Origin of the sequence: Sphaerisporangium aureirubrum, assembly GCF_042658925.1 — a bacterium.
Lineage (GTDB): Bacteria > Actinomycetota > Actinomycetes > Streptosporangiales > Streptosporangiaceae > Sphaerisporangium > Sphaerisporangium aureirubrum.
Genome location: NZ_JBHSRF010000130.1, coordinates 1 through 14,336, shown reverse-complemented (window position 1 = coordinate 14,336; position 14,336 = coordinate 1). Strand labels below are relative to the sequence as shown.

Annotated in this window: 15 protein-coding genes; 11 read left to right on the top strand and 4 right to left on the bottom strand. The window is 73.1% G+C overall.

Features of this window, described 5'->3' with window-relative positions:
- A partial coding sequence (locus tag ACFP1K_RS39590; protein WP_380763463.1) for a hypothetical protein occupies positions 1–285 on the bottom strand: 285 nt, incomplete at its 3' end.
- A 486-nt stretch (positions 286–771) separates the two neighbouring features.
- On the opposite strand from ACFP1K_RS39590, the gene ACFP1K_RS39585 reads away from it, so the two are divergent.
- The gene (locus tag ACFP1K_RS39585) at positions 772–1,392 is read left to right on the top strand and encodes a hypothetical protein (protein ID WP_380763461.1); all 621 of its coding nucleotides are present in this window, start codon (positions 772–774) and stop codon (positions 1,390–1,392) included.
- 17 nt (positions 1,393–1,409) lie between these two features.
- On the opposite strand, the gene ACFP1K_RS39580 is transcribed toward ACFP1K_RS39585, so the two are convergent.
- The 3 genes from ACFP1K_RS39580 to ACFP1K_RS39570 form a co-directional block, all read right to left on the bottom strand.
- Positions 1,410–3,062: an AMP-binding protein gene (locus tag ACFP1K_RS39580; RefSeq protein WP_380763459.1), complete on the bottom strand. Its 1,653-nt coding sequence runs from the start codon at positions 3,060–3,062 to the stop codon at positions 1,410–1,412.
- A gap of 300 nt (positions 3,063–3,362) precedes the next feature.
- Complete coding sequence (gene fdhA, locus ACFP1K_RS39575) at positions 3,363–4,580, bottom strand: formaldehyde dehydrogenase, glutathione-independent (RefSeq protein WP_380763457.1); 1,218 nt, start codon at positions 4,578–4,580, stop codon at positions 3,363–3,365.
- Positions 4,581–4,624: 44 nt separating this feature from the next.
- Positions 4,625–6,088 (bottom strand): aldehyde dehydrogenase family protein, encoded by a 1,464-nt coding sequence (locus ACFP1K_RS39570; protein WP_380763455.1) that lies wholly within the window; start codon positions 6,086–6,088, stop codon positions 4,625–4,627.
- A 307-nt stretch (positions 6,089–6,395) separates the two neighbouring features.
- Between ACFP1K_RS39570 and ACFP1K_RS39565 the strand changes: the two genes are divergently transcribed.
- The 10 genes from ACFP1K_RS39565 to ACFP1K_RS39520 form a co-directional block, all read left to right on the top strand.
- Positions 6,396–7,925: a GAF domain-containing protein gene (locus ACFP1K_RS39565; RefSeq protein WP_380763453.1), complete on the top strand. Its 1,530-nt coding sequence runs from the start codon at positions 6,396–6,398 to the stop codon at positions 7,923–7,925.
- Positions 7,922–8,638, top strand: coding sequence for a response regulator (locus tag ACFP1K_RS39560; protein WP_380763451.1), 717 nt, complete (start codon positions 7,922–7,924; stop codon positions 8,636–8,638). The genes ACFP1K_RS39565 and ACFP1K_RS39560 overlap by 4 nt, the downstream gene beginning before the upstream one ends.
- A gap of 141 nt (positions 8,639–8,779) precedes the next feature.
- A complete protein-coding gene (locus ACFP1K_RS39555; RefSeq protein WP_380763449.1) occupies positions 8,780–9,775 on the top strand; it encodes a PDR/VanB family oxidoreductase in 996 nt (331 codons plus the stop codon).
- 31 nt (positions 9,776–9,806) lie between these two features.
- The gene (locus tag ACFP1K_RS39550) at positions 9,807–10,538 is read left to right on the top strand and encodes a PIG-L deacetylase family protein (RefSeq protein ID WP_380763447.1); all 732 of its coding nucleotides are present in this window, start codon (positions 9,807–9,809) and stop codon (positions 10,536–10,538) included.
- On the top strand, positions 10,535–11,245 hold the full coding sequence (locus tag ACFP1K_RS39545) for a 4-carboxy-4-hydroxy-2-oxoadipate aldolase/oxaloacetate decarboxylase (protein WP_380763445.1): 711 nt from the start codon (positions 10,535–10,537) through the stop codon (positions 11,243–11,245). The genes ACFP1K_RS39550 and ACFP1K_RS39545 overlap by 4 nt, the downstream gene beginning before the upstream one ends.
- Positions 11,238–12,047, top strand: coding sequence for a DODA-type extradiol aromatic ring-opening family dioxygenase (locus tag ACFP1K_RS39540; RefSeq protein WP_380763443.1), 810 nt, complete (start codon positions 11,238–11,240; stop codon positions 12,045–12,047). Before ACFP1K_RS39545 ends, ACFP1K_RS39540 begins: the two co-directional genes overlap by 8 nt.
- Positions 12,044–12,340: a hypothetical protein gene (locus ACFP1K_RS39535; protein WP_380763441.1), complete on the top strand. Its 297-nt coding sequence runs from the start codon at positions 12,044–12,046 to the stop codon at positions 12,338–12,340. Before ACFP1K_RS39540 ends, ACFP1K_RS39535 begins: the two co-directional genes overlap by 4 nt.
- 36 nt (positions 12,341–12,376) lie before the next feature.
- Positions 12,377–13,429 carry a Rieske 2Fe-2S domain-containing protein gene (locus ACFP1K_RS39530; RefSeq protein WP_380763439.1) on the top strand — a complete coding sequence of 351 codons (1,053 nt, stop codon included), beginning with the start codon at positions 12,377–12,379 and terminating at the stop codon, positions 13,427–13,429.
- Positions 13,426–14,133, top strand: a complete 708-nt coding sequence (locus ACFP1K_RS39525; protein WP_380763437.1) for an alpha/beta hydrolase — start codon at positions 13,426–13,428, stop codon at positions 14,131–14,133. Before ACFP1K_RS39530 ends, ACFP1K_RS39525 begins: the two co-directional genes overlap by 4 nt.
- 26 nt (positions 14,134–14,159) lie before the next feature.
- A partial coding sequence (locus tag ACFP1K_RS39520; protein ID WP_380763465.1) for a muconolactone Delta-isomerase occupies positions 14,160–14,336 on the top strand: 177 nt, incomplete at its 3' end.

Here is a 14,336-nt window from a genome sequence, read left to right as displayed (position 1 = left end):
CGGGTAGGAGAGCGAGACTTCGGGAAGCGGGTAGGAGAGCGAGACTTCGGGAAGCGGGTAGGAGAGCGAGACTTCGGGAAGCGGGCAGGAGAGCGAGACTTCGGGAAGCGGGTAGGAGAGCGAGACTTCGGGAAGCGGGTAGGAGAGCGAGACTTCGGGAAGCGGGTAGGAGAGCGAGACTTCGGGAAGCGGGTAGGAGAGCGAGACTTCGGGAAGCGGGTAGGAGAGCGAGGGCGGGGGTGTCTTGATCGCTTGGCATGAAGTCGGTGCCCATGCCACACCCACCGTGTGAGGGGCCGGTTTCCCGCCGTGCGGCGGGAAACCGGAGCTCCGTCGCCTCGTCGGGTTCGTCTTCTTCCGGGCGCCGGGTCGGCGGGAGGGGGGACGGCGAACACGGCGCCGTCGTACGGCGAGGCACCGGCCCGACGGACGGCGTCGCGGTGGAGCACTATGAGCCCGGCAGGAGCGGGGGCGCGGGGGTGTCCCCCGCATGAGCACAGCCTTGCGCCCTTCGCGCGGAGCGCGGCCTCTCGCGAGGACCATTTCACCGGCGCCGCAGACACGCCGGGTTGTCCGCCGTATGGCGGCGCCGCAAACACGCCGGGTTGTCCGCTGTATGGCGGCGCCGAATTCGCCGTGCCGCGTCTCGCCGTCGCGGCGCCGTCCTGGAGAGGGACCGGGGTGGGGTGGCGGTGCGAGGACCTGATGTGGCGTTGGGGTGGGGCTGGCTTTTGGGTCGAAGTGCCCGGATTGTGGCGGGAAACTGGTCTCATGACGCGCGCCGCACTTGTGTTCCTGGGGCTCATCGTTCTGATCATTGTCGTCTTCGTGCTCGGTCGCGGGTTTCTTGCGGGCGGTGGCGGTCCAGCGGGGGCGCTCACGCCTGCGGCGCTGGAGCAGGCCCGGGGTCAGGGTGTGGCGCCCGATCTGATCTATGCCGTCGAGGTGAAGGGGTACAGCCTTGCGGACCAGTCGGTCGGGGTTGTCGGCGATGCGGGATTCGGCGCTTTTTACGTGTCCGAGAGCGGTCATCGCGTGCAACTGAGGATCGACCGCGGCACGATGAGCGACGACTCGTGTCCCGGTGTGCCGGTGACCGACATGGAGCCGCTGACGGCACCGGTTCGATGCGAGCGGGATGAGGCCGGGTGGTATCGCGAGGGCGGTGGTCACCACGAGTACGTGGCCGTCCGCGCGGACCATCTGATCAAGCTGGCGGGCCGGGTGGGCGAGGTCGACCGGGCCACCCTGAAGGCGGCGGTCGCCGGAGCCCGGCCTGTCTCTCAGTCGGACCCCGGCACCCCGTCGACCCCTGCCACGCCGGTCCAGCGTGGCGATCTGCCGACCACCGGCGACGGGGCACCGATCCAGCCCACCGGGCCTGGTGGCTGATCTGGATGGAAGGGGGCTCAGTCGCTGGGGGGTTCGTCTGCGGACGGCCGGGCGTCCATGACCGTCTGCTTCGCCCAGGAGAGTTCGAGCTTGCCGGTGGGGGAGCGGGGTAGTTCGCGGACCAGCACCAGGGAGCGCGGGACCTTGTAACCGGCCAGGCTTTGGCGGGCCCAGATCATGAGGTCCTCCTCCGAGGTGGTGCCGTCGGGATGGACGGCGACGACGGCCGAGACCCGTTCGCCCCAGATCTCGTCCGCGACGCCGACCACGACGCAGTCGGTTACGGCGGGGTGGGTCAGGAGGGCGTTCTCCACCTCCTGGGGGTGGACCTTCTCGCCGCCGGTGTTGATCACCTCGGAGCCGCGGCCTAGGAAGCGTATGGCTCCGTCGGATTCGACCTGGGCGAGGTCGCCGGGGACGGAGTAGCGGACGCCGTCGATATGACGGAACGTCTTGCGAGTCCGGGTGCTGTCCTTGTGGTAGCCGAGGGGCATCGGGCCGCTGTAGGCGAGGACGCCGATCTCGCCGGAGCCCGGACGTACCTCGGCGCCGGTCTCGCCGAGCACCTTCGTGGCGGGGACGGGGTGGAAGCGGGCGGGGAGGTCGCGGGTGGACGTGGTGATGGCGAAGGCGAAGGGGCCGCCTTCGCTGGAGGCGATCGCGTCCATGATCGTCGCGTTCGCACGGTGGTGCAGTTCGCGTTTGAGCCGGTCGCTCAGGGCCGTCCCCGAGCTGAGCACGATGCGCAGCGAGCCCAGGTCGTACGGCTCGCCGGCCCGCTCGGCGCGGATCAGCTCGTCCACGAGCGGGTGGCAGACCGCGTTGCCCGCGACGATCATCGTGCCGACGTGCTGTGCGGCCGCCGTCCGCCACACGTGGGGCGGGTCCAGCCGGCCCGGCCGCACCAGGACGGCCCGGCCGCCGACCAGCAGCGCCCCCATCGTGTTGAACAGGCCGGTGCCGTGCATCAGCGGGACGACCGGCATGATGACGGGGGCGTTGCCGTCGCGACGGGCCGCCGAGGCGATGCCGAGGGCTTCCGCGAGGGTGGCGGGGAGCGTGCCGCGGCCGAGCGGACGGTAGATCGGCACCGCCAGGCAGTGCAGCAGATCGGTCTGCCGCCAGATCACGCCCTTGGGCCTTCCCGTGGTGCCCCCGGTGTACATGAACAACCGGTCCGTCCCGGGTCGCGGGGCGGGGTCGCGGGGTGGGGTCCCCGCGAGGATGTCGTCCAGGGAGGTGGCTCCCGGGCCGGCGGAGCCTTCGGCGGGCGGGTCTCCGGCGCGGACGAGCAGCCGGAGCGTCGGCACGTGCGCGGCCGCGTGGGTCACGTTCGCGGCGAGGGCTCCGCTGTAGACGAGCGCGACGGCGTCCGCGTCCTGGAGCAGGGAGGTCAGCTCCGGCCCGGTGTAGCGGTAGTTCGCGTTGACGGGGACCGCGCCGAGCTTCAGCGCCGCGAACACCGTCTCCAGGTAGGCCGAGCCGTTGTACAGGTAGCAGGCGACGGTCTGCCCGGCCCCCACGCCGGCGGCCTCCAGCGCGCCGGCCAGCCGCGACGCGCGGTCGTCGAACTCCGCGTAGGTGTGGTCGCGGCCGGGCTCCGAGATCGCCACCTCATCGGGCAGAGCGCGGGCCACGGCCTCCCATAAGGTGCCGAACGACACGTCCATGCCGACCACTTCCTCACATCGGGACAGGGCCCCCGGATGTGCGCCGGCGGCGGCTCCTGGACGGGGGCAGGGATGGCGCGGACGCCGGTCCGGGATGCCGGCGGTGGAGGCGAAGCGGACACCGGACGGCGCTCGGTCGCCGCCGGGCGCCGCGCGGCGGGGTTCACGTGGGCAGGGGGTCTTGTGGGGTCCGGACGGCGCTCGGTCGTCGCCGGGCGCCGCGTGACGGGTTCACGTGGGCAGGGGGTCGTGTGGGGTCCGGACGGCGCCCGGTCCCCAGCCGGGCGCCGCGTGACGGGTTCACGTGGGCAGGAGGCCGTGTGGGTTGAGGACGAACTTGCGGGCTACGCCCTCGTCGAAGTCGGCGTAGCCCTGGGGGGCGTCGTCCAGGGGGATGGCGGTGGCGTTGACGGCCTTGGCGATCTGTACGCGGTCGTGCAGGATCGCGGTCATCAGGGACCGGTGGTAGCGCATTACGGGGCACTGGCCGGTGGTGAACGTCTGCGACCTGGCCCAGCCCAGGCCGATGCGGATGGACAGGGAGCCTTGCTTGGCGGCCTCGTCGACGGCGCCGGGGTCGCCGGTGACGTAGAGGCCGGGGATGCCCAGCTTCCCGGCGGCGCGGGTGATCTCCATGATCGAGTTGAGGACGGTCGCGGGGGCCTCGCCGGCGCCGGCGCCGTGGCCGCGGGCCTCGAAACCGACCGCGTCGACGGCGGCGTCCACCTCGGGCTCGCCGAGGATCTGCTCGATCTGGTCGGGCAGGGTCGCGTCCTGGGTGAGGTCGACGGTCTCGCAGCCGAAGCTGCGGGCCTGCGCCAGCCGCGCCTGGTTCATGTCCCCGACGATCACCACCGAGGCGCCGAGGAACTGCGCCGAGTGGGCCGCGGCCAGACCGACGGGACCCGCGCCCGCCACGTAGACCGTGGATCCCGAGGTGACCCCGGCGGTGACCGCGCCGTGGTAGCCGGTGGGGAAGATGTCCGACAACATCGTCAGGTCGAGGATCTTCTCCATGGCCTGGTCGCGGTCGGGGAACGTCAGCAGGTTCCAGTCGGCGTACGGCACCATCGCGTACTCGGCCTGGCCGCCGACCCAGCCGCCCATGTCCACGTACCCGTAGGCGGAGCCGGGCCGGTCGGGGTTGACGTTCAGGCACACCCCCGTGTGCCCCTCCTTGCACATCCGGCAGCGCCCGCACGCGATGTTGAACGGCACCGAGCACAGGTCACCCGGCTTGACGAACTCCACGTCGCGGCCCACCTCGATCACCTCGCCGGTGATCTCGTGCCCGAGCACCAGCCCGGGAGGGGCGGTGGTTCGGCCGCGCACCATGTGCTGGTCCGAGCCGCAGATGTTGGTCGCCACGACCTTGAGGATGACCCCGTGCTCGCACTTGCGCCCGACGTTGGCCGGGTGCACACCCGGGCCGTCCCTGAGCACCAGCTCGGGGAAGCCGATGGACCGCACCTCTACCTTGCCCGGTCCGATGTACGTCACTGCCTTGTTGCCGGCCACGTCAGCCTCCGAGGGCTCTCGTTGACGGTTGGGTGAGGGACGTCTCAGGCGGGGAACCCGACGGAGTGGGTGTCCATGAACTCGCGGATGCCCTCGATGCCCATCTCGCGGCCCATGCCGCTCTGGTCGAAGCCGCCGAACGGCGCCCGCTCGTCGAGGTGGCCGGCCCCGTGCGCGTTGACGAAGGTGTAGCCGGTGCGCAGCCGGGACGCGAGCGCGGCGGCGTGGTCGAGGTCGGCGGTCCACACCGACGAGCACAGCCCGGACCACGTGTCGCCGGCGCGGGCCACCGCGTCGTCCTCGTCGTCGAACGACAGGATCGGAACCGTGGGACCGAACTGCTCCTCAACCACGATACGCGCGCGGTCGGGAGGCGACAGCACCAGGGAGGGCCGCAGGAAGTTGCCCCGGGACAGGTCGGCCCCCTCGGCGGGCCCGCCGAACATGCGGACCTCGGCCCCGAGGTCCAGGGCCTCGGCCACGAGCCCCTGGACGTACTCCAGCTGCCGCGCGCTGTGCAGCGGGCCCATCGTCACCCCTTCGTCCAGGCCGTGCCCGAGCCGGGTGGTTTCGAGCAGCGAGGACAGGCCCTCGACCAGCTCGTCGTACCGGGAACGGTGTACGTAGACGCGCTTGGCGGCCATGCAGATCTGGCCGGTGGAGTCGAAGACGCCGCTGAACAGGCGCCGCATGGCCTCCGGGCCGAGGTCGGCGTCGGCGCACACGATCGCCGGGTCGTTCCCGCCGAGCTCCAGCGCGACGCGGGTCAGCGACTCGGCGGCCATCGCCATGACACACCTGCCGCCCGCGACGCTGCCGGTGAAGCAGACCTTCCTGACCCGCTCGTCCTGGATGAGCGGCCCGCCGATCTCCGCGTCCCTGCCGGTCACGACGTTGAGCACGCCCGGCGGCAGTGCCCGCGCGACCTGCTCGACGGTGCGGACGGTGGCCAGCGGCGCGGTGGGCGGCGGCTTGACGACCACGGTGTTGCCCGCCAGCAGCGCCTGCGGCAGGGAGGCGGCGAGGATCGCCAGCGGCCAGTTGAACGGCACGATGATCGTCACGACGCCGAGCGGCAGGTAGGAGATCTCGGTCCGGTACGGCGGGGCCGCCAGCCGGGTCACCCCGCCGAGCTCCCCGGCGAGGGCGGCGGCGAGCCGGAAGCGGTGCTCGAACACGATGGAGTCGATGTACGACTCCATCCGGATCTTCCCGTTCTCCCGGGTGAGCACCTCCGCGATCGCCGCGCGGCCCGCCTCCAGCGGGGCGAGCGCGGCGATCAGGAGCTCGGCGCGCTCCTGCGGGGTGCGGGCGGCCCAGGCGGGGAACGCCCGGGCCGCGGCGGCGACGGCGTCGCCCGCCTGTTTGGCGTCGGCCGCCGCGGCGTAACCGACCACGGACGTGTTGTCGGCCGGGTCGGCGACCTGGAGCGCGTCGTCGGCCTCGCGGGCCTCGCCGTCGATGAAGAGTCCGGTCCTGATCTCGGGGAGGTGCTCTGTGGACGCCATCGGCTGATACCTCGAAGGGAGTGGGGACGCCGCCGCGCAGGGCGTTGGGCCTCGACGCTAACAGCGCGGCCGGGGGGATCCTCCGGGCATCGGACCCGATCGTCCCGGGGCGATCCGGCACACGCGACCGAGACATCTGTCGTGTGCGGCACCCGCCGGAACCGGCGGGGCGCGACAAATGACGTAGGCACCGCGCCACGAAAGTCCCACGATTTCCCGTCATAGCGGGTTTACATTCCTCACAGCTCGGAAAAGCCCGATGCGGGTGGTTTCGGGGCATCCCTGGGATATCGGACTGGTGGGCGTGGTGTCCGGACTGGCCGGCGAGACAGAGGCGCGGAGCGGCGTGGAACCCACCGCCGGGCCGCCGGGCGCACTGGAATCCCTCCAGGCCCTGCTGGAGGTGTCCGCGGACGGGCTGGCCGTGCTGGACCCGCAGGGCCGGTTCGTCCTGGCGAACCCCGCCGCGGCGCACATCCTCGGCGTTCCCGCCCGCGACCTCGCCGGGCGCGCGGCCCCCTTCGACCTCGGCGCGGGGGACGATCCGTGCCACGCGCCGTGGGCGGCGCCGGACGGCCGCGGGCGCTACCTCGAATACCGCATCGCCCCGGTGCCCGGCGGCGGGCGGGCCGTCTGGTTCCGCGACGTGACCGAGGCGCTGCTGGAGCAGGAGCGGCTGACGGCAATCGTGCGGGCCGCCTCCAGCGTCGCCGACCTCGGCTCGCTGCGCGCCACCCTCGACGCGGTGGCCCGCGAGGTCGTCATGACGGGCAACATCGCCGCGGTGCAGATCCTGGCCCTGGACGACCCGCAGGACGAGCTGCGGGTGCTCGGCATGGCCGGCTTCGGGGACGCCAGGGACTTCACCCAGCGGCTGAGCGCCTGCCGCCGCCTCGGCGCGCGGGTGCGCTTCATGGACGCGTTCCTGCGCGGCGAGCCGGTCGTGGTGCTGCACCGCAAGCCGATGATCATGGCGGATCCGGACTGGGGGCCGCTGCACGCCATCATGGACCACCCCGACTGGGACAGCTTCGTGGCCATGCCGCTGGTGGTCCGGGGCCGCACCCTCGGCGTCATCAACGCGTACTACGCCCCGGGGGAGGATCCCGGCGACAACTCCCTGGCGTTCCTCAAGGCGATGGCCGACCACGCGGCGGTGGCCGTCGACACCGCCGCGCTGGTGGCCGCGCAGCGGTCGCGCGAGCGCCGCCGCCTGGCCAGGGACCTGCACGACTCCGTCGTGCAGCAGTTGTTCTCGATGCGCATGCAGGCCAAGGCGCTGCGCGCACAGCTGGACCGCCCCGGCGCCGACGTGGCGAGCGTGCGCGCCGGCGCCGAGGAACTCGCCGAGCTCTCGCAGAGCGCGCTGTCCGACCTGCGGGGCCTCGTCTTCGAGCTGCGCCCCCTGGACCTCGCGGAACACGGCCTCGTCGACGCCGTCCGGGTGCACGCCACCGGCCTCGCGGCGCGCACCGGCCTCGCCGTCGACGTCCGGTGCTCCGGCGAGGTCGCGCACGGCCTGAGCGTCGACGCACAGGAAGACCTGTACCGCATCGTCCAGGAGGCCCTGCACAACGTGGTCAAGCACGCGCACGCCACCGACGTGCGCGTCCGCTTCGACCGGCCGCCCGGCGGTGGCGCTGCCGTCGAGGTGACGGACAACGGCTGCGGCCTCGGCCGCGCGACCGGCACGGCGGAGCCGGGCCGCGGCACGCTCGGGCTGGTGTCGATGCGGGAACGTGCCGAGCGCTGGGGCGGCACGCTGGCCGCGGGGCCGCACGCGGCGGGCGGCTGGAGCGTCCGCGTGACCCTGCCGGGGACGGGAGGAGCGCCGTGATCGGTGAGCGGACCCCGGCGGAGGCCGTCCGCGTCATGGTGGTCGACGACCACGCGATCGTCCGCCGCGGCCTGATCGCCTACTGCGACACCGTGGACGGCGTGGACGTGATGGGGGAGGCGGCGGACGGTCAGCAGGCGGTCGCGCAGCTGCGGCAGTGGGTCACCCTCGGCGAGCCCCTGCCCGACGTGGTGCTGATGGACCTGCAGATGCCGCGCATGGGCGGCGTGGAGGCCACCGAGGCGATCGTGCGGGACCACCCCGAGGTGAAGGTCGTCGTGCTGTCCAGCTTCGGCGAGGGCGAGCGCGTGCACGCCGCGCTCACCGCCGGCGCGGCCGGCTACCTGCTCAAGGACGCCGACCCCGAGGAGGTCGTCACCGCCATCCAGGCCGCCGTGCACGGCGAGGTGCACCTGGACTCCGCGGTGGCCCGGCAGCTCACCCGGCGGATGACCGCCCCCCGCGTCGGCCTTTCGTCCCTCACCGCCCGGGAACGGGAGATCCTCGCGCTGGTCGCCAAGGGCGACTCCAACCGCGAGATCGCCGACCGGCTCGCGATCAGTGAGCGCACGGCGCGCACCCACGTGAGCAACGTGCTGACCAAGCTGCAGCTCTCCTCCCGCACGCAGGCCGCGCTGCTCGCCGTCCGCGAGGGCCTCATCCCCCGCCCCGCCGAGCACCGCGAGAGCGCGCGACCGCGACGGATGACGTAGTCCCGGCGCGCCGCAACGGCCGCCCAGGTGGTGACATCGCGCCGATTACCGGGGCCCGGCGCGCTCCTACGGTGGTCTGGAGAGCGCCGCCACGGGCCGCGCTCGGCTCCGGTGACGCCGTCAGGGGAGGTCAGCGCCACAGTGACCCCGTCCACCGTCCTCGCCGCGCCGGCGCGGGCGACCAGGACCGGCTCCAACGCCGAAGCCGACGTCGTCGTGGTCGCCCGCACGGACGAGGCCGAGGACGTGGTCGGGGTGGAGCTCGCGCTCCCCACCGGCGGGCCGCTGCCCGCGTGGACGCCCGGCGCGCACATCGACGTCCTGCTGCCGGGCGGCCTGACCCGCCAGTACTCGCTGTGCGGCGACCCCGCGCGGCGCGGCCGCTGGCGCATCGCCGTGCTGCGCGAGGGCGCCGGGCGCGGCGGGTCCCGGTGGATCGCCGACGAGCTCGCCGAGGGCGCCACGCTGCGGGTGCGCGGCCCCCGCGACAACTTCCCGCTGCGGCCGTCCGGCCGGTACGTGTTCGTGGCGGGCGGCATCGGCGTCACCCCGCTGCTGCCGATGGTCCGCGCGGCCGCCGCGGCGGGCGCCGGCTGGGTGCTCCACTACGGGGGCCGCACCCGCGCGTCGATGGCCTTCCTCGGTGAGCTCGCCGTTTACGGCGACCGCGTCAGGGTGTATCCGCAGGACGAGACCGGGCTGCTGGACCTGGACACCCTGCTCGGCGACCCGGTGCCCGGCGCGCTGGTCTACTGCTGCGGCCCGGCCGGGCTGATCGACGCGGTGGAGCGGCGCTGCGCCGCCTGGGGCCCGGGAGTCCTGCACGTCGAGCGGTTCACCGCCGTCCCGGTTGAGGACGGCGCGCGGGACACCGCGTTCGACGTCGTCTGCGCGGCGTCCGGGATCACCGTCGCCGTGCCGCCGGGGACCTCCGTGCTCGCGGCGCTGGAGCAGGCCGGGCTGGACGTGCCGTCCTCGTGCACCGAGGGCGTCTGCGGCACCTGCGAGACCACCGTGCTGGAGGGCGAGCCCGACCACCGGGACTCGATCCTCGACGACGAGGAGAAGGCGGCCGGGGACACCATGATGATCTGCGTCTCCCGCTGCCGCGGCACCCGCCTGGTGCTGGACCTGTGAGCCATCTCCCGACACCCGAAGAGGGAAGCGCATGCCCGACGACCGTGACCCCCCGTCCGTACTGGTGATCAGCGCGCACTCCGGCGACTTCGTCTGGCGTGCCGGCGGCGCCATCGCGCTGTCCGCGCGGCGCGGCTCCGCCGTGCACGTGCTGTGCCTGAGCTTCGGGGAACGAGGCGAGTCGCCGGGCCTGTGGAAACAGCCGGGCATGACCGTGGAACGGGTCAAGGCGGCGCGGCGCGACGAGGCCACCGCGGCGGCCGGGATCCTCGGCGCGAGCATCGGCTTCCTCGACCTCGGGGACTACCCGCTGCGGGTCGGCGAGGCCGCGGTGGAGAGGATCGTCGCGGTGATGCGCGAACGGCGGCCGGGCGTGCTGCTCACCCACGTCGCCCGCGACCCCTACAACCGCGACCACGACCAGGCGCACGAGACCACCCTGCTCGCCCGGATGGTCGCCCAGGCCCACGGGCACGACCCCGGCACCCCGCCGCTCGGCGCCGCCCAGGTGTTCCAGTTCGAGCCGCACCAGCCCGAGGTCTGCGGATTCGTCCCCGACCTGCTGCTGGACGTCACCCCGGTCTTCGACCTGAAGGTCAAGGCGATGGGCTGCATGACCGCCCAGGAGCACCTGGTGCGCTACTACACCGACCTCGGCGTGCGGCGCGGCGTGCAGGCCGTGCGCAACGGCGCGCCGGGGACCGTCACGCACGCCGAGGCCTACCGGCGCACCTTCCCGGCCGTGGGGGACGAACTGCGATGAGCCGTCATGTGATCGTGCGGACCGGCCGCGGGCCCGACCCCGAGGCGGTCGCCGTCCTCGGACGCACCGGCGTGGCCACGGCGCACGAGGCGATGGGCCGCCGCGGCCTCACCGCCCCGGTGCTGCGGCCCATCTACCCGGGTGCCCGCGTCGCGGGCCGGGCCGTCACCGTGCTCAGCCAGCCCGGCGACAACCTGATGATCCACGCCAGCATCGAGCAGTGCGGCCCCGGCGACGTGCTCGTCGTCACCACCACCTCGCTGTCCACCGACGGCATGTTCGGCGAGCTGTTCGCCACCCAGCTCACGGCGCGGGGCGTGCGCGGCCTCGTCATCGACGCCGGCGTGCGCGACGTCGCCGAGCTGACCGCGATGGGGTTCCCCGCCTGGTCGCGCGCGATCTGCGCGCAGGGAACCGTTAAGGCCACCCCCGGCTCGGTGAACGTCCCCGTGGTGCTCGCCGGCGCGCTCGTCCACCCCGGGGACGTGATCGTGGCCGACGACGACGGGGTGCTGTGCGTGCCCCGTGCCGAGGCGCCGGACATCGCGGCCAAGGCCCTGGCCCGTGAGGCGGCCGAACAGGAGAAACGCGCGAAGTTCCAGGCTGGGGAGCTCGGGCTCGACCTGTACGGCATGCGGGAGGTCCTGGCCCGCCTCGGCGTGACCTACGCCGACGACACGACGACCGATGGAGACCGCGATGGGTGAGATCGTCGCCGCGATGGCCGGCGTGCACGCGCCGCAGCTGCTGCAGAAGTTCGCGGGCGAGGACGAGGAGAAGCTGGAGGCCAGCCGGGACGCGCTGCTCGAACTCGGCCGCGTGCTCGACCGGACCGCCCCCGACGTGCTGCTGGTGATCGGGACCGACCACCTGGAGACCTTCTCGCTGGACCTGGTGCCGACCTTCGCGCTGGTGACCGGGGAACGCGCGACCGGCGAGTTCGGCGGGGAACGCTTCGACGTCCCGGTGCACCGCGAACTGGCCACCGCGCTCCTGGAGGGGCTGGTCGGGCGCGGCTTCGACCTTGCCTACTCCCAGCACGCCGAGCTCGGGCACGCGTTCGCCACGCCGTTCCGGTACGTGCTCGGGGACCGCGACATCCCGGTCGTCCCGCTGCTGGTCAACGTGTACCTGCCGCCGTTGCCCACCGGACGCCGGTGCGAGGCCCTCGGCCGGGCGATCGGCGAGGTCGTCGCCGGGCGCCCCGAGAGGGTGGCGGTCCTGGCCAGTGGGGGCATGTCCCACTTTCCGGGGACGCCGCGCTATCCGAACCCGGAGTTCGCGTTCGACGAGTGGATCATCGAGCGGATCGAGGAGAACGACCTGGACCCGATCCTCGACCTCACCCCGCCCCAGCTCGACGAGGTCGGCGAGGGCGAGATGCTCTGCTGGTTCGTGCTCTGGGGCGCGATGGGGAAACGGGCGCCGGGCCGCGTGCTGAGCTACCAGAAGGTCTGGCACCACGGCCAGGGCGTCGTCGTCTGGGACCCCGCGGAGGTGGCGCCGTGAGCCGCACGCCGCCGTTCGAGTTCAGGAACCAGGGCTACAACTACTACCGCTATCCCTCTCCGGAGAGCTACGCGTTCAACAGGCTGCTGCGCGAGTTCCGCGACCCCGCCCTGCGCGCCCGCTACCTCGACGACCCCGGCGCGCTGGTCGCCGAGTACGGGCTCACCGACGCGGAGGCCACCGCGCTGGCCACCCTCGACGTCGACACCTGCGTCGCGGCCGGCGCCCACCCCCTGCTGGCCTGGACCGGCTGCCGCATGACCGCCCGCGACAGGGACGCGAAGGGTTCCTGAACGGCCTTTCTCCCGAACGCTCCAGAGGAGTCCCCCATGGCTTCACCCTCACCCATGGTGATGAACGGCTGGTACGTCGGCGCGTGGGCCGGCGAGGTCGGCCGTACGCTGACGCAACGCTGGATCGCCGGCCGTCCCGTGTGCTTCTACCGGCTGTCGGACGGCACGGCCAACGCGATCGAGGACCGCTGCCCGCACCGCAGGTTCCCCCTCTCGCTCGGACGGCTCGACGGCGACGTCATCGAGTGCAACTACCACGGCTACCGCATCGACGGCGGCGGCGTCTGCGTGGGCGTCGCCGAGCAGTCCGACAGGCCGAGGGCGGCGGTGCACCGGTTCCCGCTGGTGGAGCGGGACGGCATCGTCTGGATCTGGCCCGGCGACCCCGCGCTCGCCGACCCGGGCCTGCTGCCCGACACCTCCTGGCTCACCGACCCCGGCTGGACCCACGTCAGCGGGCACATGCCGCTGAAGGCCCGTCACCTCCTGCTGGTGGAGAACCTGCTCGACCTGACCCACGAGACGTTCCTGCACCCCACCACCATCGGCAACGCCGCGGTGGCCGCCACCCCCATCGACGTGACCAGCCAGGGCGACCGCGTCTCCTTCACCCGCCACATGGTGGGCATCACCGCGCCGCCGTTCTACGAGAAGTCGATGGGCCTCACCTCGCCCGTCGACCGCTGGCAGGACGGCGACTTCTACGCGCCTGGCGTCTTCCAGCTCAACATGCGGCTGGCCTCCACCGGCGTCGAGGAACCCGAGGGCTTCCACATGAAGGTGATCTACGGCATCACCCCCGCCACCGACACCGAGACGCACGACTTCTTCGCCCTCGGCCGCGACTTCAGGATCGACGACGAGGAACTGTCCGCCTTCCAGCTCCGGCAGCAGCTCAACGTGATGCGGGAGGACGTCGACGCGCTGGAGGTCCAGGAGATCATGGTGGCCACCGATCCCCCCGGCGTGCGCGAGTCGAGCATCCGCTCCGACGTGGCCGGGATCCGGGGCCGCCGCCTGCTGGAGAAGCTGGCCGCCAAGGAGGCGGCCGCCGCGGCACCCGCTCGCCGGGCGGTGGCCGCCACGTGAGCACCTTCGTGCTGGTCCACGGTGCCTGGCACGGCGGCTGGTGCTGGGACCGCGTGGCGCCCCTGCTGCGCGCCGCCGGCCACGACGTCCACACCCCGACCCTGACCGGCCTGTCCGAACGGGCCCACCTGCTCTCCCCCCAGGTCGGCCTGGACACCCACATAGAGGACGTCGTGCGCCTCCTGGACGTCCTCACCTCGCACGATGTAGTCCTGGTGGGCCACAGCTACGCCGGTCAGGTGATCACCGCCGTGGCCGACCGCCGCCCCGCCGCGGTCCGCCTGCGCGTCCACCTGGACGCCTTCGCGGGCACCGACGGCGAGGCGGCCGTCGACCTCCTGCCCGAGCAGGTGGCCCACCACTGGGCCGAGGCCGCTGCCGGCCCCGGCCTCGGCTGGCTGGTCCCCGTCCGCTCCCTCTCGGTGCTCGGCGTGACCGAACAGGCCGACGTGGACTGGCTGACCCCCCGGCTGACCCCCCACCCCTGGAAGACCTACACCGACCCCCTCCGCCTCACCGGCGCCGCCGGCACCGTCCCCGCTGCCTTCGTCGAGTGCGTCTCCTGGATGCGCGTCTTCCGCGACCAGGCCACCCGCGCCCGCACCCGGGGCTGGCCCGTCCACACCCTCGACACCGGCCACGAGGCGATGGTCACCGCCCCCGCCCTCCTCGCCGAGACCCTCCTCGAACTCGCCGCCGGCTGACCCCGCCCCCCAAGAAAGGGAAACCCATGGAGTTCCTCGTCCGCTCGGAGAACAGGCTCCCCCCCACCACCCCCGCCGACCAGCGCGAGGAACTCCGCAAGGCCGAACGCGCCCGCGCCCAGGAACTCCGCGCCGCCGGCATCCTGAAACGCCTGTGGCGCGTCCCCGGCCGCACCGCCACCATCGCCCTCTACGAGGCCCCC

Bases quoted from the DNA above. Each gene is read 5' to 3' on its own strand.
- ACFP1K_RS39550 (WP_380763447.1), top strand. From the start codon at position 9,807: ATGCCCGACGACCGTGACCCCCCGTCCGTACTGGTGATCAGCGCGCAC.
- ACFP1K_RS39530 (WP_380763439.1), top strand. From the start codon at position 12,377: ATGGCTTCACCCTCACCCATGGTGATGAACGGCTGGTACGTCGGCGCG.
- ACFP1K_RS39570 (WP_380763455.1), bottom strand. From the start codon at position 6,088: ATGGCGTCCACAGAGCACCTCCCCGAGATCAGGACCGGACTCTTCATC.
- ACFP1K_RS39580 (WP_380763459.1), bottom strand. From the start codon at position 3,062: ATGGACGTGTCGTTCGGCACCTTATGGGAGGCCGTGGCCCGCGCTCTG.
- ACFP1K_RS39540 (WP_380763443.1), top strand. From the start codon at position 11,238: ATGGGTGAGATCGTCGCCGCGATGGCCGGCGTGCACGCGCCGCAGCTG.
- ACFP1K_RS39585 (WP_380763461.1), top strand. From the start codon at position 772: ATGACGCGCGCCGCACTTGTGTTCCTGGGGCTCATCGTTCTGATCATT.
- ACFP1K_RS39545 (WP_380763445.1), top strand. From the start codon at position 10,535: ATGAGCCGTCATGTGATCGTGCGGACCGGCCGCGGGCCCGACCCCGAG.